Source organism: Streptomyces sp. NPDC001020 (genome assembly GCF_053599115.1).
This window is the reverse complement of sequence record NZ_JBSFLQ010000007.1, coordinates 1-20,265: the sequence shown is the minus strand read 5'-3', so window position 1 is coordinate 20,265 and position 20,265 is coordinate 1. Positions and strand designations below refer to the sequence as shown.

Annotated in this window: 18 protein-coding genes; 7 read left to right on the top strand and 11 right to left on the bottom strand. The window is 69.9% G+C overall.

Annotation, left to right across the window (positions count from 1 at the left end; genetic code table 11):
* Nucleotide 1 precedes the first annotated feature (1 nt).
* The 7 genes from ACWDEX_RS08185 to ACWDEX_RS08155 form a co-directional block, all read right to left on the bottom strand.
* Nucleotides 2-1,315 carry a M20/M25/M40 family metallo-hydrolase gene (locus ACWDEX_RS08185; protein WP_450462451.1) on the bottom strand — a complete coding sequence of 438 codons (1,314 nt, stop codon included), beginning with the start codon at nt 1,313-1,315 and terminating at the stop codon, nt 2-4.
* Complete coding sequence (locus ACWDEX_RS08180) at nt 1,308-2,141, bottom strand: M55 family metallopeptidase (RefSeq protein WP_450462450.1); 834 nt, start codon at nt 2,139-2,141, stop codon at nt 1,308-1,310. The genes ACWDEX_RS08185 and ACWDEX_RS08180 overlap by 8 nt, the downstream gene beginning before the upstream one ends.
* A gap of 229 nt (nt 2,142-2,370) precedes the next feature.
* Complete coding sequence (locus ACWDEX_RS08175) at nt 2,371-3,393, bottom strand: cation diffusion facilitator family transporter (RefSeq protein ID WP_450462449.1); 1,023 nt, start codon at nt 3,391-3,393, stop codon at nt 2,371-2,373.
* Between the two features lie 155 nt (nt 3,394-3,548).
* Nucleotides 3,549-4,451: a sugar phosphate isomerase/epimerase family protein gene (locus tag ACWDEX_RS08170; protein ID WP_450462448.1), complete on the bottom strand. Its 903-nt coding sequence runs from the start codon at nt 4,449-4,451 to the stop codon at nt 3,549-3,551.
* A gap of 1 nt (nt 4,452) precedes the next feature.
* Nucleotides 4,453-5,358 carry an ATP-binding cassette domain-containing protein gene (locus tag ACWDEX_RS08165; RefSeq protein ID WP_450462447.1) on the bottom strand — a complete coding sequence of 302 codons (906 nt, stop codon included), beginning with the start codon at nt 5,356-5,358 and terminating at the stop codon, nt 4,453-4,455.
* A gap of 6 nt (nt 5,359-5,364) precedes the next feature.
* Nucleotides 5,365-6,441 (bottom strand): ABC transporter permease, encoded by a 1,077-nt coding sequence (locus ACWDEX_RS08160; RefSeq protein WP_450462446.1) that lies wholly within the window; start codon nt 6,439-6,441, stop codon nt 5,365-5,367.
* Nucleotides 6,441-7,463 (bottom strand): sugar ABC transporter substrate-binding protein, encoded by a 1,023-nt coding sequence (locus ACWDEX_RS08155; protein ID WP_450462445.1) that lies wholly within the window; start codon nt 7,461-7,463, stop codon nt 6,441-6,443. The genes ACWDEX_RS08160 and ACWDEX_RS08155 overlap by 1 nt, the downstream gene beginning before the upstream one ends.
* Before the next feature lie 312 nt (nt 7,464-7,775).
* On the opposite strand from ACWDEX_RS08155, the gene iolC reads away from it, so the two are divergent.
* Both iolC and ACWDEX_RS08145 read left to right on the top strand, forming a co-directional pair.
* A complete protein-coding gene (iolC, locus tag ACWDEX_RS08150) occupies nt 7,776-8,732 on the top strand; it encodes a 5-dehydro-2-deoxygluconokinase (RefSeq protein WP_450462444.1) in 957 nt (318 codons plus the stop codon).
* A gap of 97 nt (nt 8,733-8,829) precedes the next feature.
* On the top strand, nt 8,830-9,708 hold the full coding sequence (locus tag ACWDEX_RS08145; RefSeq protein WP_450462443.1) for a Cgl0159 family (beta/alpha)8-fold protein: 879 nt from the start codon (nt 8,830-8,832) through the stop codon (nt 9,706-9,708).
* A gap of 27 nt (nt 9,709-9,735) precedes the next feature.
* Here the strand turns inward: ACWDEX_RS08145 and ACWDEX_RS08140 are convergent, their stop codons facing one another.
* The 3 genes from ACWDEX_RS08140 to ACWDEX_RS08130 all read right to left on the bottom strand — a co-directional run bounded on the left by ACWDEX_RS08140 (nt 9,736) and on the right by ACWDEX_RS08130 (nt 13,480).
* On the bottom strand, nt 9,736-10,230 hold the full coding sequence (locus ACWDEX_RS08140) for a GNAT family N-acetyltransferase (protein ID WP_450462442.1): 495 nt from the start codon (nt 10,228-10,230) through the stop codon (nt 9,736-9,738).
* A 74-nt stretch (nt 10,231-10,304) separates the two neighbouring features.
* Nucleotides 10,305-12,743 carry an MFS transporter gene (locus ACWDEX_RS08135; RefSeq protein WP_450462441.1) on the bottom strand — a complete coding sequence of 813 codons (2,439 nt, stop codon included), beginning with the start codon at nt 12,741-12,743 and terminating at the stop codon, nt 10,305-10,307.
* Between the two features lie 293 nt (nt 12,744-13,036).
* Nucleotides 13,037-13,480, bottom strand: coding sequence for an SRPBCC family protein (locus ACWDEX_RS08130; RefSeq protein WP_450462440.1), 444 nt, complete (start codon nt 13,478-13,480; stop codon nt 13,037-13,039).
* A gap of 311 nt (nt 13,481-13,791) precedes the next feature.
* Between ACWDEX_RS08130 and ACWDEX_RS08125 the strand changes: the two genes are divergently transcribed.
* The 3 genes from ACWDEX_RS08125 (at nt 13,792) to ACWDEX_RS08115 (ending at nt 16,405) form a co-directional block, all read left to right on the top strand.
* Nucleotides 13,792-15,369 (top strand): alpha/beta hydrolase, encoded by a 1,578-nt coding sequence (locus tag ACWDEX_RS08125; RefSeq protein WP_450462439.1) that lies wholly within the window; start codon nt 13,792-13,794, stop codon nt 15,367-15,369.
* A gap of 67 nt (nt 15,370-15,436) precedes the next feature.
* A complete protein-coding gene (locus ACWDEX_RS08120; protein ID WP_450462438.1) occupies nt 15,437-15,835 on the top strand; it encodes a RidA family protein in 399 nt (132 codons plus the stop codon).
* Nucleotides 15,836-15,874: 39 nt separating this feature from the next.
* Nucleotides 15,875-16,405, top strand: a complete 531-nt coding sequence (locus ACWDEX_RS08115) for an N-acetyltransferase family protein (protein WP_450462437.1) — start codon at nt 15,875-15,877, stop codon at nt 16,403-16,405.
* Between the two features lie 4 nt (nt 16,406-16,409).
* On the opposite strand, the gene ACWDEX_RS08110 is transcribed toward ACWDEX_RS08115, so the two are convergent.
* Nucleotides 16,410-16,985: an adenylosuccinate lyase gene (locus ACWDEX_RS08110; RefSeq protein ID WP_450462436.1), complete on the bottom strand. Its 576-nt coding sequence runs from the start codon at nt 16,983-16,985 to the stop codon at nt 16,410-16,412.
* A gap of 388 nt (nt 16,986-17,373) precedes the next feature.
* Here ACWDEX_RS08110 and ACWDEX_RS08105 point away from each other — a divergent pair, with 388 nt between their 5' ends.
* A complete protein-coding gene (locus ACWDEX_RS08105; RefSeq protein ID WP_450462435.1) occupies nt 17,374-19,179 on the top strand; it encodes a 3-hydroxyacyl-CoA dehydrogenase family protein in 1,806 nt (601 codons plus the stop codon).
* A 136-nt stretch (nt 19,180-19,315) separates the two neighbouring features.
* Nucleotides 19,316-20,128, top strand: a complete 813-nt coding sequence (locus ACWDEX_RS08100; protein WP_450462434.1) for a TetR family transcriptional regulator — start codon at nt 19,316-19,318, stop codon at nt 20,126-20,128.
* The last annotated feature ends 137 nt before the right edge of the window (nt 20,129-20,265 follow it).

The window sequence follows — 20,265 nt, the reverse complement described above, 5'->3', positions numbered from 1 at the left end:
CTCAGGCCGTGCGCAGAAAGCGGTCGAGGACGCGGACACCGAAGTGCAGCGCCTCGATCGGGACGCGTTCGTCGACGCCGTGGAAGAGCGCCTGGTAGTCGAAGCCCTCGGGGAGCTTCAGCGGAGCGAACCCGTATCCCGTGATGCCGAGGCGCGAGAACTGCTTGGCGTCCGTGCCGCCCGACATGCAGTACGGCACCACGTGCCCCTCGGGCGCGAACTCCTCCACGGCGGCGCGCATCCCGGCGTACGTCGGCGAGTCCACCGGAGCCTGCAGGGCGACCTCGTGGTGGTGGAACTCCCATTCCACGTCCGGGCCGGTGAGTTCGTCGAGGGTCCTGGTGAACTCGTCCTCGCCGCCGGGCAGATAGCGTCCGTCGACGTATGCGACCGCCTCCCCCGGAATCACATTGACCTTGTACCCGGCGTTCAGCATCGTCGGGTTGGCGCTGTTGCGGACCGTGGGCTCGACGAGCGCGGCGGCCGGGCCGAGCTTGTGCAGGAGGCCTTCGATGTCGTCGAGGTAGCGGGGGTCGTCGTCGAGGCCGTACAGGGCGGCGAGTTCGGTGAGCGCGGCGCGCACCGTCGGGGTGAGCCTGAGCGGCCACTCGTGGGCGCCGATGCGGGCGATCGCCTCGGCGAGGCGGGTGACCGCGTTGCTGCGGTTGACCTTGGAGCCGTGCCCCGCCCGGCCGCGCGCGGTGAGCTTGAGCCAGCCAGTACCGCGCTCGCCCGCCGCGATCGGGTAGATCTGCCGGCCGGCGCCGTCGTGGAAGGTGAACGCCCCGGACTCGCTGATGCCTTCCGTGCACCCCTCGAAGAGGTCCGCGTGACGGTCGGCGAGGAAGCCGGAGCCGTCCTCCGCGCTCGCCTCCTCGTCGGCGGTGAACGCGATGACGAGGTCGCGCCGCGGTCTGACGCCGGAGCGCGCCCAGTCCCGGACGACCGCGAGGATCATCGCGTCCATGTTCTTCATGTCGATCGCGCCCCGGCCCCAGACGACACCGTCGCGGACCTCGCCGGAGAAGGGGTGCACGCTCCAGTCCGCGGCCTGGGCGGGCACCACGTCCAGGTGGCCGTGGACGAGCAGCGCGTCGGCGGAGGGATCGGTGCCCTCGATACGGGCGACGACGTTCGTGCGCCCGCTGGTGCGTTCCAGCAGCGTGGGCTCCAGGCCCGCCCCGGCCAGTTGCTCGGCGGCGTACTCCGCGGCGGGCCGCTCCTGGCAGTCGCCACCGCCTCGGTTGGTGGTGTCGATACGGATGAGGTCGGATGTGAACCGTACGACCTCGTCGAGTGCCTGCTGGTCAGCCATACTGCTCCTCCAGCGCGTTCGAGGCGATCGTGGTGATGGCCTTGAAGGTGCGGATCCCTTCGTACATGGTCGCGCTCGTGTACGCCACCTTCCGCTCGCCGACGCGGTCCACGCCCGGTACCACGGTGACGGCCATCGCCAGGTGTTCGGCGTCGAACTCGAGCGCCACGGTGAACGGTCCGTTGTCCACTGGCTCATGACGTACCGCCAGGGATGCGGCCTCCTTGGCGGCGGCGCGGATGTCGGCGGCGGTCCTGGCCGGGGTGCGGCACACGGCCGCGTACCGGGAGACATGGTCCTTGACCGCGACCTTGAGCGCCTCCGGTGCGTACCCGAGCGCGTCCTCGCAGGCCACGTCGTCGCCGGTGACGAGGACGATGGGCACGCCGTACTCGGCGACGACATGCGCGTTCAGCAGGCCCTCGCTGGCCCGTACGTCGTTCACCCACACCCCGGTGAGGGAGTTGGCGAGGAAGGTGTGCGCCAGGACCCCTTCCATGCCGGCACCCGCGTGATAACCGACGAACGCGATGCCGTCCACGTCGCCGTGCTGCACGCCCTCGACCATGGAGAGGGACTTGTGGCGTCCGGTGAGCATCTGCACCCGCTCGTCGAGCCGCTCCAGGAGCAGGTTGCGCATGGTCCAGTGGGCCTCGTTGATCAGCACCTCGTCGGCACCGCCGTCGAAGAACCCGAGCACGGAGGCGTTCACGTCCGAGGTGAACATCGCCCGGCACCGCTCCCACTGCGGTGTCCCGGGCAGCACGTCGGCGGGCCAGGTGACACCGGTGGCGCCCTCCATGTCGGCGCTGATGAGGATCTTCATGTCCGGCTCCGTCCCTCTCCAGGTCAGAGAGCCCGAGGTGGCTCGCCGACACGAGTCGGTTGACATCGGCTCCCTCGGCGCTCGGCAACGCCTGCCTGTCCCAGGCCTCACTGCGCCGGGAGAGCAGCGCGAGTTTAAACCGACATCGTCGTGTCGACATGGCCGAGTCAGAGTGAAGTGGCTCTCGGTTTGATCACGGGAGAGGACGCTTGCGAGCGCCCCGTGTGTGTCAGAAGCCGTGCGGCCCTGGCCGGTAGACGGGGCCGTGGGCGTCGTCGCAGTGCTCGGCGGGACCTGCCATCGGGGTGCTGATCCGCAGCAGGTCCCCGGCCTCGGTGTCCTCGCCGACATGGTCGACCTGGAGGGTGGTGTGGGTGATGCCGTAGTCGTGGCGCAGGACTCTCTCCAGGCGGCGACGGACGGAGTGGCAGTCACCGTCCGGTTCGACCAGGACGTGTGCGGACAGCGCGGCCTGGCCGGAGGTGATCTGCCAGACGTGCAGGTCGTGCACCTCCACGACGTCCGGCTGGGCGACGAGTCGGTCCCCCAACTCGTCCGGGTCCACATCGGCGGGCGCGGCCTCCAGGAAGATGCGGCCCGAGTCGCGCAGCAGCCCGTAGGCCGCCTTCACCATCAACGCGACCACCACGAGCGTGGCGATGGCGTCGGCACGCTCGAAGCCTGTCAGGACGATCACGAGCGCGGCAACAGCGGTTCCGATGAAGGCGAACAGATCGGTCAGGATGTGCTGGTAGGCGCCCTCGACGTTCAGGGAGGTGCGGTTGGCCTTCGAGATGCACCAGGTGGCGGCCAGGTTCACGACGATGCCGGCCAGCGCGGTCACCAGCATCAGACGGCCCTGGACCTGCGACGGCGAGACGAGGCGCCGTACGGCCTCGACTGCCAGCCAGGCCCCGAGCAGGAACAGCGTGAGGCCGTTGACCTGGGCGGAGAGGATCTCCGCGCGTTTGAGCCCGTAGGTGAAGCCGCCACCGGCCGGGCGGGCGGCGAGCCGCATCGCGATCAGCGCCAGCACGATGGCGGCGGCGTCGGTGAGCATGTGCGCCGCGTCGGAGAGCAGCGCCAGGGAACCGGCGACGATACCGGCGACCACCTCGACCGCCATGAGTACGGTGATCAGCCCGAGCGCGGCACCCAACCAGCGGCGGTCGGCGTGCGCCGACACCCCGTGGACGTGCCCGGCATGGCTGCCTGGGCCGTGCCCATGCCCGTGACCGTGGTCGCTCGTCATGATCCACCTCCCCGTCGCGTCAGGTTCCTCAATCGCAGTGAAACGCATCGGCGGGCCCATCGCCAACGACTGCACCCGTGAGCGTTGTCATCACGGTTGATACGCCCTTGACCTGCGCAAACACAAAGGGGCTGCGGGTCGTTGCCGCGGGGTGGTCAGGCGCCGCAGGAACGGAGGAACGCGCGGGTGCGTACGGCGATGGGCAGCGGCTTGTCCGGCGGGCAGGGGTACATGTCCTGCTCGACGATGGCGAACAGCTCGGCGCCGAGTCCCTGGGCGGCGGCGAGGACCGGTTCCAGCGCGGGCACACCGGCCGGGGGCTCGCACATCACGCCGCGCCGCACGGCGGGGCCGAAAGGCACCCCGTTCGCGACGACGTCGGCGAGGATCCGCGGGTCGACCTGTTTGAGGTGCAGATAGCCGATGCGCTCGCCGTAGGTCTCGATGAGCTTGACGCTGTCGCCGCCGCAGTAGGCGTAGTGCCCGGTGTCCAGGCAGAGATTGACCAGGTCCGAGTCCGTCGAGTCGAGGAAGCGCTCGACGTGCTCCTCGGTGTCGATGTGGGTGTCGGCGTGGGGGTGGACGACGATGTCGAGGCCGTAGGTCTCCCTCACCTGGTGACCGAGCCGGGCCATGCCCTGGGTGAGGTGGGCCCACTGCTCGCCGGTGAGTTCCGGAGGCTCGATGATCTCGGCGGTCTTGTCGTCCCGCCAGAAGGAGGGGATGACCACGAGGTGTTTCGCGCCCAGGGCCTGAGTGAGCGAGGCGACCTGACTGACGTGCTCCCAGGTGGACTCCCACACGGCCGGTCCGCGGTGCAGCGAGGTGAAGACCGTGCCCGCGGACACTTTCAGGTTCCGTTTGTCCACCTCGTCGGTGAGCCGTGCCGGGTCGGTCGGCAGATAGCCGTACGGACCGAGCTCGATCCAGGAGTAACCGGCTTCGGCGACCTCGTCCAGGAAGCGTTCCCAGGGGACCTGCCGCGGGTCGTCGGGGAACCAGACACCCCAGGAGTCGGGGGCCGAGCCGACCCTGATGCGGTCCAGGGCAGGTGTCATGTCAGGAGTTCCCTTCGGTGGATGCCGCCACGGGTGCCCGGAGGTCCCCCGCTTCGGGGAGCTCATCGACGTCGACACCGCGAACCTGCGCCAACTCGTGCTTGAGGGCGGCGAGTTCTGCGCCGCCCGCCATGTGGTTGGTCAGCTCTTCGAGGCTGACCTGGTCGCGGTCCGCACTGAGTTCCAGGGTGCCCAGACGCAGCACGCTGAAGTGGTCGCCGACCATGTAGGCGTGGTGCGGGTTGTGGGTGATGAAGATGACGCCGAGGCCACGGTCGCGGGCGGCGGCGATGTACTTCAGCACCACGCCGGACTGCTTGACGCCGAGCGCGGCGGTGGGCTCGTCGAGGATGAGGACGCGGGCGCCGAAGTGGACGGCGCGGGCGATGGCGACGCACTGGCGCTGGCCGCCGGACAGTGTGCCGACGGGCTGTTCGAGGTCGTCGAGGACGATGCCCATGGTGCGCAGTTCCTCGTCCGCGGTCTTCTTCATGCGGAGGATGTCCAGGCGGCGGACGGGCCAGGGGCCCTTGGTCAGCTCGGAGCCGAGGAAGAAGTTCCGCCATACCGGCATCAGCGGCACCGTGGCCAGGTCCTGGTAGACGGCGGCGATGCCCTTGCCGAGCGCGTCGCGCGGGGTGGTGAACCTCACCGGCCGGCCGTCGACGAGCAACTCGCCCTCGGTGTGCTGGTGCAACCCGGAAATGATCTTGATCAGTGTGGACTTGCCGGCTCCGTTGTCGCCCAGGACACAGACGACCCGGCCGGGGCGGACGGCGAGGTCGACGCCGTGCAGGGCACGGACGTTGCCGTACGACTTGCCAGCGCCGCGCAGTTCGACCACGGGGGTCTCGTCGTCCCGCGAAGCCGCCTTGCCGTTCTTGTCGTCCGGGTCAGCGATCGTCATGCTTGGTCACCTCCGAGTCGCGGACTTCTGAACCCACAGATTGACAAGGGTCGCCCCGATGAGCATCACGCCGAGGAAGGCCTTGAACCAGTCGGGGTTCCAGCCGGCGTAGACGATGCCCTGACTCACCATGCCGAACATGAAAGCACCGAAGACCGGGCCGATCGCGGAACCGTAGCCGCCGGTCAGCAGACAGCCGCCGATCACCGCGGCGGCGATGTAGATCAGTTCCTGGCCCACGCCCTCGCCGGACTGCACGGTGTTGAAGGCGAACAGCTGGTGCATACCGGCGAACCAGGCGCCGAAGCCCACCACCATGAACAGCGAGATCTTGGTGAACTTCACCGGCACGCCGACGGCTCGTGCGCTGTCCTTGTCGCCGCCGACCGCGAAGATCCAGTTGCCGTACTTGGTGCGCAGCAGCACCCAGGTGGCCAGGGCGGCGAAGCCCAGCCACCACAGGACGGTGACCTTGAACTGGACCCCGCCGACGGTGAACGACGACGCGAAGAGCGCCTTGGCCTGGCCGAAGCCGTCCATCGTGCTGATGTCGTCGGTCGCGACATTGCCGGTGACCAGCTTGGTGATCGCGAGGTTGACGCCCTGCAGCCCCAGGAAGGTGCCGAGGGTCACCAGGAAGCTGGGCAGCCCGGTGCGCGTCATCATCCAGCCGTTGAACGCCCCGATCGCCAGCGACACCACGAGCGCGACGACCACGCCCACCCATACGTTCATGGTGAGCTGGTAGCTGACCATGCTCGCGGTCAGCGCCGAGGTGATCACGGCGACGCCGGCCGACAGGTCGAACTCGCCGCCGATCATCAGCAGGGCCACCGGCAGCGCCATGATCCCGATGGTGGACGACTGGTAGAGGACGGTGGCCATCGCACTGCCCGAGCGGAACGTCGGCGCGACGGCGAAGAAGAAGACGAACACCGCCACGGCACCGAGGAAGACGCCGACCTCGGGCCGGGCGAGCAGCCGGAGCACGAGGGATGGCCGTACAGTCCGGCCGTCGCGTTCGCCGGGGCCGGAGGCCGGCGGTGAGGTCCCCGCCGGCGCAGCCCCCTGGGCCATGGCCATCACCTCGTGCCCTTCGCGGCGAACGCCGCGACGGTGTCGACGTTGGACTTGTCGACGAAGGCCGGGCCGGTCAGCACCGGCTGCTCACCTCCGCCGCTGTAGTTGCCGTTGTTCTTGAAGAGCCACAGGGAGTCGACTGCCAGGTAGCCCTGCAGATAGGGCTGCTGGTCGACGGCGAACTGGATGTCACCCTTCTTGATGGCGCCGGTCAGGTCCTTGTTGAGGTCGAAGGTGGCGACCTTCGCCTTGCTGCCGGCGTCACCGACCGACTGCACCGCGGTCAGGGCGAACGGGGCGCCGAGGGTGAGCACATAGTCGATGGAGCTGTCCTGCTTGAGTTTGGCATTGATCGTCGACTTCACGGACGGCATGTCGGCGCCGTTGACGTTGAGGATCTGGGTCTTGCCGCCGAACGTCTTCTTCACACCGTCACAGCGCTGGGTGAGCCCGACGTTCCCCTGCTCATGGATCACACAGACCGCGTTCTTGGCGCCGATCTCGGTCAGCTTCCTGCCCAACGCCTCGCCCGCCACGCTCTCGTCCTGCCCGAAGAACTCCAGCAGCCCCAGCTTCCGCCAGTCGCTCAGTCCCGAGTTCAGGCCGACCACGGGGATGCCGGACTGCGCCGCCTTGCCCAGGACGTCCTTCATGGCGTCCGGTTTGGCGAGGGTGACCGCGACGCCGTCGACCTTCTGGTCGATCGCGTTCTGAACCAGGCCGGCCTGGTTGCCCGCGTTCGGGTCGTTCGAGTAGATGAGCTTGATGTTGTCCTTGGCCGCGGCGGCCTCGGCTCCCTTGCGGACGATGTCCCAGAAGGTGTCGCCGGCTGCCTGGTGGGTGACCAGCGCGACCGTCATCCGGGGGGTGCCGGCCTTGCCCGCGGCGGCCTCGGAGCCGTGCTCCTCCGCCTTCTTCCCGCCCGAGCTGCTGGAGCAGCCGGCGATGAGCAGCGCGGAGGCCGCGGCTATTGCGACGAGGGGAGCGACCCTTCGAGAACGGCGGGGGTGGAACGTGCGGTCCATCTTTCCTGCACCTCACTGTGCGGCCGGGGGAAAGGAAGTGGACAGCGCCGGCGGGAACCCACGCGGGGTCCGGACGGGGCGTCCGGGTCGTGTTCCGGTGAAGCGGCGGTTTCGCTGGGACGGGATACAAGCCCCTGTCGCACCCACCTGTCAAGACTTTGTCAAGACATCATTTCAGAAGCAGGTCCGTATGTAAGTACAAAGCCTTGACAGCGGCATGCCCGGCGGCCTACACCTGTGAGGCATCCGGGCCCGGACACCAGCCTTCCGGGCGGCGGCCGGTCCGCACCCCCCGCACGAGGAGCGACGCGCATGCCTGAGCCCGTCGAACGTTTCGATGTCATCACCATGGGGCGCCTCGGGGTAGATCTCTACCCCTTGCAGACCGGTGTGCCGCTCCCCCAGGTCGAGTCGTTCGGAAAGTTCCTGGGCGGCTCCGCGGCCAACGTCGCGGTGGCCGCCGCCCGCCTCGGCCGCACCACCGCGCTGATCAGCCGGACCGGGAACGACCCCTTCGGCACCTACCTGCACCAGGCTCTCAAGGAGTTCGGGGTCGACGACCGTTTCGTCACGCCCGTGGACGCCCTCCAGACCCCGATCACGTTCTGCGAGATCTTCCCGCCGGACGACTTCCCGCTCTACTTCTACCGTCGGCCCAAAGCCCCCGACCTCGAGATCCGGGCCACCGAGCTGGACCTCCCCGCCATCCGCTCCGCCCGCATCTTCTGGATCACGGGCACCGGCCTGAGCGAGGAGCCCAGCCGCTCCGCCACGCTGGCCGCCCTCGCGGCACGGGACAAGGCCGGCATCACCGTGTTCGACCTCGACTGGCGCCCCATGTTCTGGAACGACCCCGATGTCGCGCACCTGTACTACGCCGAGGCGCTACGTCACGCCACCGTGGCCGTGGGCAACCTCGACGAGTGCCAGATCGCCACCGGCGTCCACGAACCGCGGGCCTGCGCCCAGGCACTGCTGGACGCGGGCGTGGAACTCGCGGTCGTCAAGCAGGGCTCCAAGGGGGTACTCGCCGTGCACCGCGACGGTACGACGGCCGAGGTACTGCCCGTGCCCGTGGAGGTCGTCAACGGACTCGGTGCCGGGGACGCCTTCGGCGGTTCGCTCTGCCACGGACTGCTCGCCGGCCGTCCGCTGGAGGAGATCATGCGTCACGCCAACGCGGCCGGAGCGCTCGTCGCCTCCCGCCTCGCCTGCTCCTCCGCGATGCCGACCGAGTCGGAGATCGCCGACCTCCTGGCACGCGGCTGACCACCCCGTCGAAGTCCTCCCTCGCACGCGGCCGACTGCCCCGCCCAGGACCCTCAGCGCACGCGGCCGACCGCCGCCACCCTGAACGGAGCCCGTCTTGAGCATCCGCATTCCCGACCTCGTCACCGTGCGCGCCCGCAATCCGGAGGCCATCGCCGAAGCCGCCGCCCGGCGCGTCCGCCGCCCGCTGATCGGTGACAGCGGCCGCCTCATGATCGTGGCCGCCGACCATCCGGCGCGCGGCGCCCTCGACATCGGCGACCGCCACCTGGCCATGGCCAACCGGGCCGTTCTCCTGGAACGCGTGTGCATCGCGCTGTCCCGGCCCGGCGTGGACGGGGTGCTCGCGACCGCCGACATCCTGGAGGACCTACTGCTGCTGGGCGTCCTGGACGGCAAGGTCGTCATGGGCTCCATGAACCGCGGCGGACTCGCCGGCGCGTCCTTCGAGATGGACGACCGCTTCACCGGCCATCGCGCCGAGGACATCGAACGGCTGCGCTTCGACGCCGGGAAGCTGCTGTTGCGCATCGACTACGACAACCCGGGCTCCCTGCGGACCCTGGAGTCGACGGCACGGGCCGTCGACGACATGGCGGCGCGCCGACTGCCGCTGTTCATCGAGCCGTTCATATCGCGCCGCGTCGACGGCCGGGTGCACAACGACCTGAGCGCCGAGGCCGTCACCCGGTCCATCGCCATCGCCTCGGGCCTGGGTGGCACCTCCGCCTACACCTGGCTCAAGCTCCCCGTCACCGACAACCCCGACGACATGGCCGAGGCGCTGGAGGCCTCGACCCTGCCCGCCGTGCTCCTCGGCGGCGAGGTCGGCAAGGACCAGGCAGGCCTCTACGAGAAGTGGCGCAAGGCGCTGCGGCTGCCCACCGTCCAGGGCCTGGTCGTCGGCCGGTCCCTGCTGTATCCCGCCGAAGGCAGCGTGGAGACCGCGGTGGACACCGCGGTCGGCCTGCTGTGACATCGCCGCCGAGTGGGCCGGAGTCGTTCAACGCGTGTCGGTGAGCCGACGCCGGTAGAGCACGCCGGGCTGCCCACCGATCCGGATGTCGTCGTCCACGGCGGTGAAGCCGTTGCGCAGAAGGACGGCCGCGGAAGCCGGATTGTCCAGCGTGACCCTCGCCGTCAGTTCCAGGAGGCCGTACTCCGTGGCGGCAAGACGGCAGACATCCCTCACCATGGCCGTCGCCACGCCCCGGCCCCCGGCGCGCTCACCGATCCGGTAGCCGAGTTCGACGCTTCCCGCCGTGACGTCCACGAGATTGACGCGGCCGATCAGCTCGCCCTGGTCGTCGATGACGACATGGAAGTGGCACAGACCGGCCTCCTGCTCGGCGAGCCGGGCGCGGAGCATGGAAGTGAACTCGGCGAAGAAGGCGTCCCCGCGATCGGGGACGAACCGTGCGAAGTACTCCCGGTTCTCCCGTTCGAAGGCCAACAGGGCGGGTTCGTGGTCGGCCCGCAGCCGCTCCAGCCTTGTCATGGCGGAGAGCGTACTCATTCGGTGATCACACCCCCACCCCTTTTCGGCGGGACCGGCTGGGCGCCCTCGTGCCCTCAGTCCTCGTGCCCCAGTTGCAGGTCCCGTTCGGTCCTGCCGCCCCCGGCCACCTGGAGCACCGTGGCCACCGGCGGGTACCCAGCCGCGATCACGGTGTACTCCCCGGAGGACAGGTCGACGAACCGGAACGTCCCGTCGGCGCCCGTGGTGAGCGTGTCGACGACGTTGCCGGCGGCATCGAGGAGCGTCACCCGCGCGTCCTCGACGGGCCGCCCGTCTCCGGCACGCACGGTGCCGCGCAGCACCGCGCCGCCCGCGAGTTCGACGTCCTGCCGGGTCTCGCGCGAGGCCTGCACGGTGACGGGAAGCGCCGCCGGGCGGAACGCCGGCGCGCTGGCCGCGAGGGTGTACTCCCCGGCCACCAACTCGCCGATCACATACCCTCCGTCACGCCCGCTGCGCGTGCTCGCGACCACCTCGCCGTGCACGTTGGTGAGCGTGACGGCGGCATCGCGCACCGGCGTGCCGTCGGCCGTGAGCACGCTCCCCGCGAGCCGCCCCGCGCCACCGAGCACGACGTCCAGCTCCACCGCGCGCTCCCCGACGGTCACCGAGACCGCCTGTGGCTGGTGGCCGCCGGCCGCGGCGATCAGGACGTATGACCCGGACCCGGGCGTGGACAGCGCGTACCGTCCGTCCTCGCCGCTCGCGCCCCGCCCGATCTGCTGTCCCGTGACGTCGATGAGGGTGAGGGCGGCGCGCGGTACGACGGTGCCGTCGGGGTGCTGGACCGTGCCGCAGACGGGTACTCCGGCGGCGTAGGGCGCCCGCGCGTGCGGCACCTGGGCGGCGAGCGGGGACTCGGCGGAGGCGGCGAGCGGCGACTCGGCGGAGGCGTTGTGGGACACCAGTGGTTTCTCCTTGAGGAAGAAGGCGATGAGCAGGCCGAGGACGAGCACCGGCACGAGGTAGAGGAAGATCCGCGGCATGGCGTCCGCGTAGGCGTCGATGTATGCCTGGCGCAGGGCCGGGGGCAGTGCGTGGACCAGTTGCGGGGTGATGGACTGGGCGTCGGGCAGGTGGGCACCCGCGCCCGCGGGGAGGCGTTCTCGCAGGGCGTCCGAGAGCCGGTTCGCGAACAGGGTGCCGAAGACGGCGGCCCCGACGCTTCCGCCGATCTGCCGGAAGTAGTTGTTGGCGCTGGTCGCGGTGCCGAGGTCGGCAGGGCGCACGGAGTTCTGCACGGCGAGGACCAGGACCGGCATCACCATGCCGATACCGGCGCCGAGTACCGCCATCCAGGTGCTGTACTCCAGCCTCGATGTGTCCACGTCGAGTCGGGACAGCAGCCACATGCCGACGGCGGACAGGGCACTGCCGAGGACCGGGTAGATCCGGTAACGGCCGGTCTTGCTGACGAGTTGTCCGCAGACGATCGAGGCGCCGACGACCCCGGCCATCATCGGCAGCATCAGCAGCCCGGACCCGGTGGCGCTCGCCCCGTCGACCATCTGCAGGAAGGTGGGAAGGTAGCTGGCGGCGCCGAACAGCGCGATACCGACGACCAGCCCCACCAGTGCGGTGACGTTGAAGACCGAGTCCCTGAAGAGCCTCAGCGGGATGAGGGGTTCGGGGGCGAACCCCTCGGCGACCAGGAAGAGGGCGCTCGCGAGGACCGCGCCCGCGCCCAGCCCCAGGATGACACGCGAGTCCCAGTCGTACTCGATGCCGCCCCAACTGGTCAGCAGCACCAGACAGGTGGACGCGGCGGCCAGCAGCAGTGTGCCGAGCACATCGAGGCGGACCTTCCCGACGGGCTTCGGCAGTTTCAGCACGATGGCGACGACGGCCAGGGTGATCAGGCCGAAGGGCACGTTGATGTAGAAGCACCAGCGCCAGGAGAGATGGTCGGTGAAGTAGCCGCCGAGCAGGGGTCCGGCCACGGAGGCGAGGCCGAAGGAGGCGCCGATCAGGCCCATGAAGCGGCCGCGTTCACGGGGCGGGACGACGTCCGCGATGATCGCCTGTACGCCGATCATCAGCCCGCCGGCGCCGATGCCCTGGATCGCGCGGAAGGCGATCAGCTGGTCCATGGTCTGCGCCCGTCCGGCGAGCGCCGAGCCGACGACGAAGACGGCGATCGCGAACTGGAAGACGCCCTTGCGGCCGAAGAGGTCTCCGCACTTGCCGTAGACCGGCAGGCCCACGGTGGAGGTCAGCAGGTAGGCGGTGATCGCCCAGGACATCCGCTCCAGGCCGTGCAACTCGCCGACGATCTTCGGGAGCGCGGTGGCCACGATCATCTGGTCGAGCGCGGCGAGCAGCAGCGCGAGCATCAGCCCGAAGAAGACCAGGCGCACGCGGCGGGGGCTGAGCGCCCCCGGTTCTCCGGTGCCGGTCGGCGCTCCGGTGTCGGCCGGCTCCTGGGACGTGTCCGGGAGCGCGGGTGACACGACCCGCTCGCTGTCCACGTCCACCACCGTCGTCACGCCCACGTACCGCTCCCCTCGTCGCGCCTGCGCGGACCAATTTCTCGCACTGCGGGACGCGACCAAGCGGGACGAGTCGCCTTCGGGACGGGCCCCGCACGGGTATCCGCCGGTCGGAGCCCTACGGCGTACAACCGCTCCGCACCGAAAACCACTCGAAACGGTGAGCGTGAGATTCAGCCGAATGACTGACGAAATGCGCTCCGGGGGCTCGGATCGTGGGATCCGCGCCCCCGGAGCGCACGTGGAGTGGTGGGCCGCCTACGGTGACGAACCCCGTTGTTCGTGTTGCCCCGGTGCTACTTCTCCACCTCTGCGGCCAGCTTGGCGAGCACCGCGTCATAGATTCGGGCGAGGCCCTTGGGCGCGAAGGTCCGCTCGAAGAAGCCTCCGACGCCGCCGGCCCCCTTCCAGGTGGTGGTGACGACGACGCGGGATCGGCCCTCGTCGGCCGGGGTGACCCGCCACGTGGTGACCATGGAGGAGTTGCGGTCCTTCTCGACGAGTTCACCGTCGGTCGGCTCGCTCACCTCGAGGAGGCAGTCCCGGACACGCTTGCTGGTGGCCTGGAGCTTCCAGTGGACGAGAGTGCCCTCACCGTCGCCCCCCTCGCGCACCTCGTACTCGCTGAACTGCTCGGGCAGCAGCTTCGAGCGGGTGCCCCGGTAGTCCGCGAGGGCGTCGAACACCGTCTCCGCGTCCGCCGCGATGGTCCGCTCCGTCGTGGACTCGACCTGCGCCATGGCCTTCCTCTTTCTGTACGTGTGGTGGAGTGTGTGTCATCCCATCACACCTCGGGGCACGCCCACGGACGGCTGAGCGGGTCATCACCCCCGCACAGAGATGCGGCGCGCCGAACTACGTACGGAATCAATCGCGGTGACGGGTGATCAACCTGATGACCTGTGAGGGAACACACGGCGCATCCGAGCGCTTCAGGCGACCCAATTGGGTCATGTCTTACCTGAACACGTTCATACAGCCGGGCTTTCCGGGACGATGCGGCGAGGGCCTGACATATCCGGCCGACCGCCTCCGTCCTGGGAGTTTTCACATGAGAAGACGCGCAGCCGTGCTGTGCGCTGCCGCTGCCATGGTGGCGGGGACGCTCACCACCGTCCCGGCCGAGGCGAGCGCAGCGCACATCGCGGGCACCGCGCAAGCGGCTCAGCCCATCTGGAAGAAGTGCGCCACCGCCCGCTATCGGACGCTCCAGTGCGCGTCCGTCACGGTGCCGCTCGACCATGCGAACCCTCGCGGACGGCAGATCAGCCTGGCGCTGTCACGCGTCCCGCACACGGCGAAGACCTACCAGGGACCGCTGCTGGTCAACCCGGGCGGGCCCGGCGGCAGCGGTCTGACGCTCGCCGGGTTCGTCGCCTCCGCCCTGCCCAAGTCGGTGGCGTCGCAGTACGACGTCATCGGCTTCGACCCACGGGGCGTGGGCAAGAGCAAGCCCACCCTCAACTGCCTGCCCGGCCACTCCAAGCCGGTACGCCCCGACTCGGTGCCCAGCACATCCGCTCTGGAGCGGACCGGCATCTCCCGCGCCGCCTCCTTCGCCAAGGCGTGCGCCACCAAGTACGCGAGCGTGCTGCCGTACATCGACACCCTGAGCGCCGTACGGGACATGGACGCGATCCGGCAGGCGCTCGGCGCCAGGAAGGTCAGCTACTTCGGCTACTCGTACGGCACATACCTGGGCGCGGTGTACGCGAAGCTCTTCCCGAAGCGGGTACGCCGTCTGGTGCTCGACTCCATCGTCGACCCCAGCGGGGTCTGGTACAAGGACAACGTCGAGCAGGACTACGCGTTCAACGACCGCCACCGGGCGTTCCTCGCCTGGGTCGCCAAGTACAACTCGACGTACCGGCTCGGCACCGACCCGGCCGTGGTCGAGGCCAAGTGGTACGCGATGCGGGCGGCACTGGCCAGGCATCCGGCCCGGAACAAGGTGGGCGCCTCCGAGTTGGAGGACATCTTCGTCCCGGGTGGCTACTTCAACGGCTACTGGCCGAACCTCGCCGCCGCGTTCGCCGCCTACGCGAACCACCATGACCCCGGCCCGCTGGTCAAGGCGTACGAAAAGGTCGGCAAGGCAGACCCCGGTGGAGACAACGGCTACAGCGTCTACACCGCGGTGCAGTGCCGTGACACCTCCTGGCCGCACGACTGGGCGCAGTGGCGCAAGGACACCTGGGCGGTGTACGCCAAGGCGCCGTTCATGGCCTGGAGCAACACCTGGTACAACGCGCCGTGCGCCTTCTGGCGGACGGACTCGCTGCGACCGGTGAACGTGGCGAACGACGCGCTGCCGCCGACGCTGCTGTTCCAGGCGACCGACGACGCCGCCACCCCGTACCAGGGCGGTGTGAGGGTCCATCACCTGCTGCGCCGCTCCAGTCTGGTGGTCGAGCAGGGTGGCGGTAACCACGGCATCACGCTCAGCGGGAACACCTGCCTGGACAGACATCTGGTGGCGTACCTCGCGAACGGCAAGGTGCCGCACGGCAGCGGCGAAGCCGACGCGGTGTGCAAGCGGCGGCCCGATCCGAAGCCGCTGCGCGCCAAGGCCGCGTCGCCCGCCTCGCCCGGCTCGACGCTGCACGGACTGCTCGGCCATCGCGGCTGAGCCCGGCCCCGAGGCCCGTCGGGGGCCTCGCATCCGCGCTGTCAGACCCGTGGTCCACCATGGACCCATGAGCGAACTGACCAGGATTCCCGCCCCCGACGGGGTCGCCCCCGCCGCCGCCTACACCCACGTCGTCATGGGCACCGGGCGCTTCGTCGCGATCTCCGGCCAGCTCGCCCTGGACGAGGACGGCAAGCTCGTCGGCGAGGGCGACCCGGCCGCCCAGGCCCGCCAGGTCTTCGAGAACCTGCGCCGCTGTCTGGCCGCCGCCGGTGCCACGTTCGACGACGTGGTCAAACTGACCTACTTCGTCACGGACATGGCGTACCTGCCCGTGATCCGCACGGCCCGCGCCGAGCACATACCGGAGGACCGCCTGCCCGCCTCGTCTGCGGTGCAGGTGGCGGCGCTGGTGCGGCCGGAGTTCCTGATGGAGGTCGAAGCGTACGCGGTGCTGCCGGAATAAGCCGTGGCCGTCCGGGCAGCGCTCGCCTACGGTTCCCTCATGCACGGCACCCTCCACATACGCGACATGACTCCCGACGACTGCCGGCGCGTGAGCGAGATCCGCATCGGCGGTTGGCGGACCGCCTACCGAGGGCTGATACCGCAGTCGTATCTCGACGCACTCGATGTGGACGCCGACACCGCGCGGCGCCGCGCCCGTCTCGCCCAGAGCGACGACGTGGTGAACCTGGTCGCCGAGGGGGACGGCGAGGTCGTCGGCTGGGCGGCGATCGGACCGTACCGGGACGGCGAAAGGCGCACCGAGGAAGCCGAGTTGTACGCCATCTACGTCTCACCCGAACTGCTCGGGGCGGGTGTCGGCCGAGGGCTGCTCACAGAGTCGGCACGCCGGTGCGCCGCGGCCGGTCACGAGCGGATGCTCCTGTGGGTACTCAGGGAGAACACCCACGCCCGGCGTTTCTACGAACGGGCCGGATTCCACACCGACGGTACCGAGGAGACGTTCGAGGCGGACGGGGTCGCGGTGCCTGAAGTGCGGTACGCGGCCGTGTTGCCGCTGCCCGGCTGACGCTTCATCGCTCCTTGGGGAGGCACCCCAGCGCGCGCACCGCCGCCTGAGCCAGCGCCGGGTACGCGAGTGCCGCCTCCAGCACGGGCCTGGCCCGGGCGTCGCCGAGTGCGCCGAGCCCCTCCACGCAGGCGAGCGCCACCTTTCGGTACGGATCGTGCGGGCCCAGCCGGCGCCGCAGCGTGGTGATCAGCGCGGGAACGGCCTCGGGGGCGCGCAGCTCCACGAGCAGGCGCACGGGGTGGAGGGCGTAGGCGACGCGGAGTTCGTTGGTGGCGAGGGCGGCTGCCGCGCGGGCGGTGCGCGGATCGCCGAGTCGGGCCAGGGCGTACGCGGCTGACGCACAGCGCTGCGGATCACGGTGGTTGAGCAGCAGGACGAGCGCCTCGAACGCCCGCCGGTCGCCCACGACGCCGAGCCGGAAGGCCGCCAACTCCCGCGCCCACAAGGGCTGTCCGGGCTCGGTCAGTACGGCGGCCAGCGCGTCGGGATCGTCGGTCGCCGCCAGCCGCTCGTACGTCGACGACCCGCCGGACTCGGATCGTAAACGCTCCGTGAGTGACCGCGACGCCTCGTCCATGACCCGAGACTACGGGCGCACGCCGGACGCCGGGACCGACATCACGAATTCGGGGGGTGGCGCGCTCGTTACCCACGGGTTAAGCTCATTCGAGCGAGTTACCACTCGCATGACTTGCGGTGGCCTGGTGACGCAGCCACGGCAAGGAGTTCTCACGCCCCTGTGGCAGTGGGGACTGGTCGGTTCGGTACCTCAAGGTACTCAGTACGACTCGGCTCCGGGACAGGGCCGGTCGGATCGCGTTCCCGGGCGTGTGCGCGTCCGTGGACGGCGCCGGGCGTGTGCGCTCGCCGGCCCGGTGAACACCCGCACCCTCCGCACTGTGTGCGTCCGTTGGCGCACCCAGGCGCACTCCTCAGTCGTCACCCCTCATCTCTGGAGTCCCGCGATGGCCACTCCCTTCTCCGACACCCCTCTGTCCCCGCTCAAGACCATTGCCGTGGTCGGTCTCGGCACCATGGGCACCGGCATCGCCGAGGCGCTGACCCGGGCCGGCCGCGAGGTCGTCGGCATCGACATCAGCGAGGCCGCGGCCGCCAAGGCCGTCGCCGCGCTGGAGACCTCCCTCGCCCGTGCCATCAGCCGCGGGCGCCTCAGCGAGCAGGAGCGCGACGAGGCCCTCGCCCGCTTCCACACCTTCACGGACCTGCAGGCGGCGGCCGACGCCGACCTGGTCATCGAGGTGGTCCCGGAGTCGTACGAGATCAAGCAGCAGGTCTTCCGCGCCCTCGACGGCATCGTGCGCCCGGACACCGTCCTCGCCACCGGCACCAACGCGCTGTCCGTCACCCGGCTGGCCGCCGACTCGGCCCACCCCGAGCGCTTCCTCGGGCTGCACTTCTTCAACCCGGCACCGGCGATGCGTCTGGTCGAGGTCGTCTCGTCCGTGCTGACCGCGCCCGCGGCGGTCACCGCGGTGACCAACCTCGCCCTCGACCTGGGCAAGGAGCCCGTCGCGGTGGGCGACCGGCCCGGGTTCGTCGCCGACGGGCTGCTGTTCGGCTATCTGAACCAGGCCGCCGCGATGTACGAGGCCAAGTACGCCTCCCGCGAGGACATCGACGCCGCGATGAGGCTGGGCTGCGGGCTGCCCATGGGTCCGCTCGCCCTGCTCGACCTGATCGGCATCGACACGGCCCGAACCGTCCTTGACGCCATGTACGCCGCTTCCCGCGACCGGTTGCACGCACCCGCGCCGATCCTCAAGCAGCTCAGCGAGGCGGGCCTGACCGGCCGCAAGTCGGGGCGCGGCTTCTACACCTACGAGACACCCGGCAACTCGGCCGTGGTACGCGACGCGCTGACCCCGCTGGACGGCGCCGTCCAGGCGCCGGGCCGTACGGTCCGCTCGGTCGGTGTCGCCGGTTCCGGCACCATGGCGTCCGGGATCGCGGAGGTCTTCGCAAAGGCCGGGTACGAGGTCGTCCTCGCCGCCCGCACCGAGGAGAAGGCGCTGGCCGCGAAGACTCGGATCGGCAAGTCGCTCGCGCGCTCCGTCGACAAGAGCCGGATGACGGCCGAGGCGGCCGCGCAGACGCTGGACCGGATCCGGCCGACGGCCTCCTACGACGACTTCGCCGACGTCGACCTGGCGCTGGAGGCGATCGCCGAGGACCTTCAGGCCAAGCAGCAGTTGTTCGCCACCTTCGACAAGGTCTGCAGGCCCGGCGCGATCCTCGCCACCACCACCTCCTCGCTGCCCGTGGTCGCCTGCGCCCGTGCCACCTCGCGCCCGCAGGACGTGATCGGCATGCACTTCTTCAACCCGGCACCCGCCATGAAGCTGGTCGAGGTGGTCCGCACGGTGCTGACGGCGGACGACGTGCACTCAACGGTCCGCGAGCTGTGTACGTCGATCCGGAAGCACCCCGTCGACTGCGGCGACCGTGCCGGTTTCATCGTGAACGCCCTGCTGTTCCCGTACCTCAACAACGCGGTCAAGATGGTGCAGGAGCACTATGCGTCTCTTGACGACATCGACGCGGCGATGAAGCTGGGCGGCGGCTACCCGATGGGTCCGTTCGAACTGCTCGATGTGGTCGGTCTGGATGTCTCGCTGGCCATCGAGAAGGTTCTGCACCGCGAGTTCCGCGACCCGGGCCTGGCTCCCGCGCCGCTCCTGGAGCACCTGGTGGCCGCGGGCTGCCTCGGCCGCAAGACCGGCCGCGGCTTCCGCGAATATGCCAAGCGCTGACCGACACGGCGACGGGTTCGGGGAGGGCGCCGACTGGGGCGGACTGCTCGATCCGGCCGGTCACCCCCCGCCCGCGCGGGGCGGGGGGACCCCCGGGCATGCGCGCCACTCCGCGCACATGCAGTACGTTCGGGTCATGTCCCAGCCCGCCAAGTCCTCACGTACACCAGCCGTGCCCGACGCACCGGAGAGTGCCGCAGGCTCTCGCGCCGCAGCCCAGCGGCTCAAGATGCGCCGGGAACTGGCTGCCGCCGCGATGGAGCTGTTCGCCACCAAGGGGTACGAAGCGACCACCGTCGACGAGATCGCGGCGGCTGCCGGGGTCGCCCGGCGCACCTTCTTCCGCCACTTCCGCTCCAAGGAGGAGGCGATCTTCCCGGACCACGACGACACCCTGGTCCGGGCCGAGGCGGTGCTCAACGCCGCGCCCGCGCACGAGCATCCGCTCGACACGGTGTGCCGCGGCATCAAGGAAGTCATGAGGATGTACGCGGCCCAGCCGGAGATCTCCGTGCAGCGCTACAAACTCACTCGTGAGGTGCCGACGCTGCGCGAGGCGGAGATCGCCTCGGTCGCCCGCTACGAGCGGCTCTTCACCCGCTATCTGCTCGGTCACTTCGACGAGCACGCGCACGACGACGCCGCGAACGACGATCCGCTGCTCGCGGAGGTGGCGGCCTCGGCGGTGGTCACCGCACACAACCACGTCCTGCGGCGCTGGCTGCGAGCCGGAGGCCAGGGGGACGTGGAGGCCCAGCTGGACCACGCTTTCGCGATCGTACGCAAGACCTTCGGCACGGGAATCGGGGCCGAACGGGGATCCGCGCCCCGTACAGCGCCGGCCTCCGCGACCGCGCAGGGCGAGGTACTGGTCACGGTGGCCAGGACCGACGCACCCCTCGACGAGGTCATGCGCGTCATCGAGCAGGCCCTCAAGGAACATTCGTAAGGTTTCGAAAGCCCACCCGACATCTGTGACGGGCCGGCGGCGGCCACGCCGCCATCGCCATGCAGCAGGCCATGAACGACACCGTCGGCGAAATCGCCCGCGTGGTGCGCGAGGAGGACATCGACTGCGACTTCGCG

Excerpts from the sequence above, each read along its gene's own strand:
- iolC (WP_450462444.1), top strand. The coding sequence starts at position 7,776 with ATGCCTGAGCCCGTCGAACGTTTCGATGTCATCACCATGGGGCGCCTC.
- ACWDEX_RS08140 (WP_450462442.1), bottom strand. The coding sequence starts at position 10,230 with ATGACAAGGCTGGAGCGGCTGCGGGCCGACCACGAACCCGCCCTGTTG.
- ACWDEX_RS08120 (WP_450462438.1), top strand. The coding sequence starts at position 15,437 with ATGAGCGAACTGACCAGGATTCCCGCCCCCGACGGGGTCGCCCCCGCC.
- ACWDEX_RS08185 (WP_450462451.1), bottom strand. The coding sequence starts at position 1,315 with ATGGCTGACCAGCAGGCACTCGACGAGGTCGTACGGTTCACATCCGAC.
- ACWDEX_RS08100 (WP_450462434.1), top strand. The coding sequence starts at position 19,316 with ATGTCCCAGCCCGCCAAGTCCTCACGTACACCAGCCGTGCCCGACGCA.
- ACWDEX_RS08130 (WP_450462440.1), bottom strand. The coding sequence starts at position 13,480 with ATGGCGCAGGTCGAGTCCACGACGGAGCGGACCATCGCGGCGGACGCG.
- ACWDEX_RS08170 (WP_450462448.1), bottom strand. The coding sequence starts at position 4,451 with ATGACACCTGCCCTGGACCGCATCAGGGTCGGCTCGGCCCCCGACTCC.
- ACWDEX_RS08165 (WP_450462447.1), bottom strand. The coding sequence starts at position 5,358 with ATGACGATCGCTGACCCGGACGACAAGAACGGCAAGGCGGCTTCGCGG.
- ACWDEX_RS08115 (WP_450462437.1), top strand. The coding sequence starts at position 15,875 with ATGCACGGCACCCTCCACATACGCGACATGACTCCCGACGACTGCCGG.
- ACWDEX_RS08175 (WP_450462449.1), bottom strand. The coding sequence starts at position 3,393 with ATGACGAGCGACCACGGTCACGGGCATGGGCACGGCCCAGGCAGCCAT.
- ACWDEX_RS08125 (WP_450462439.1), top strand. The coding sequence starts at position 13,792 with ATGAGAAGACGCGCAGCCGTGCTGTGCGCTGCCGCTGCCATGGTGGCG.
- ACWDEX_RS08160 (WP_450462446.1), bottom strand. The coding sequence starts at position 6,441 with ATGGCCATGGCCCAGGGGGCTGCGCCGGCGGGGACCTCACCGCCGGCC.
- ACWDEX_RS08155 (WP_450462445.1), bottom strand. The coding sequence starts at position 7,463 with ATGGACCGCACGTTCCACCCCCGCCGTTCTCGAAGGGTCGCTCCCCTC.
- ACWDEX_RS08180 (WP_450462450.1), bottom strand. The coding sequence starts at position 2,141 with ATGAAGATCCTCATCAGCGCCGACATGGAGGGCGCCACCGGTGTCACC.
- ACWDEX_RS08105 (WP_450462435.1), top strand. The coding sequence starts at position 17,374 with ATGGCCACTCCCTTCTCCGACACCCCTCTGTCCCCGCTCAAGACCATT.
- ACWDEX_RS08110 (WP_450462436.1), bottom strand. The coding sequence starts at position 16,985 with ATGGACGAGGCGTCGCGGTCACTCACGGAGCGTTTACGATCCGAGTCC.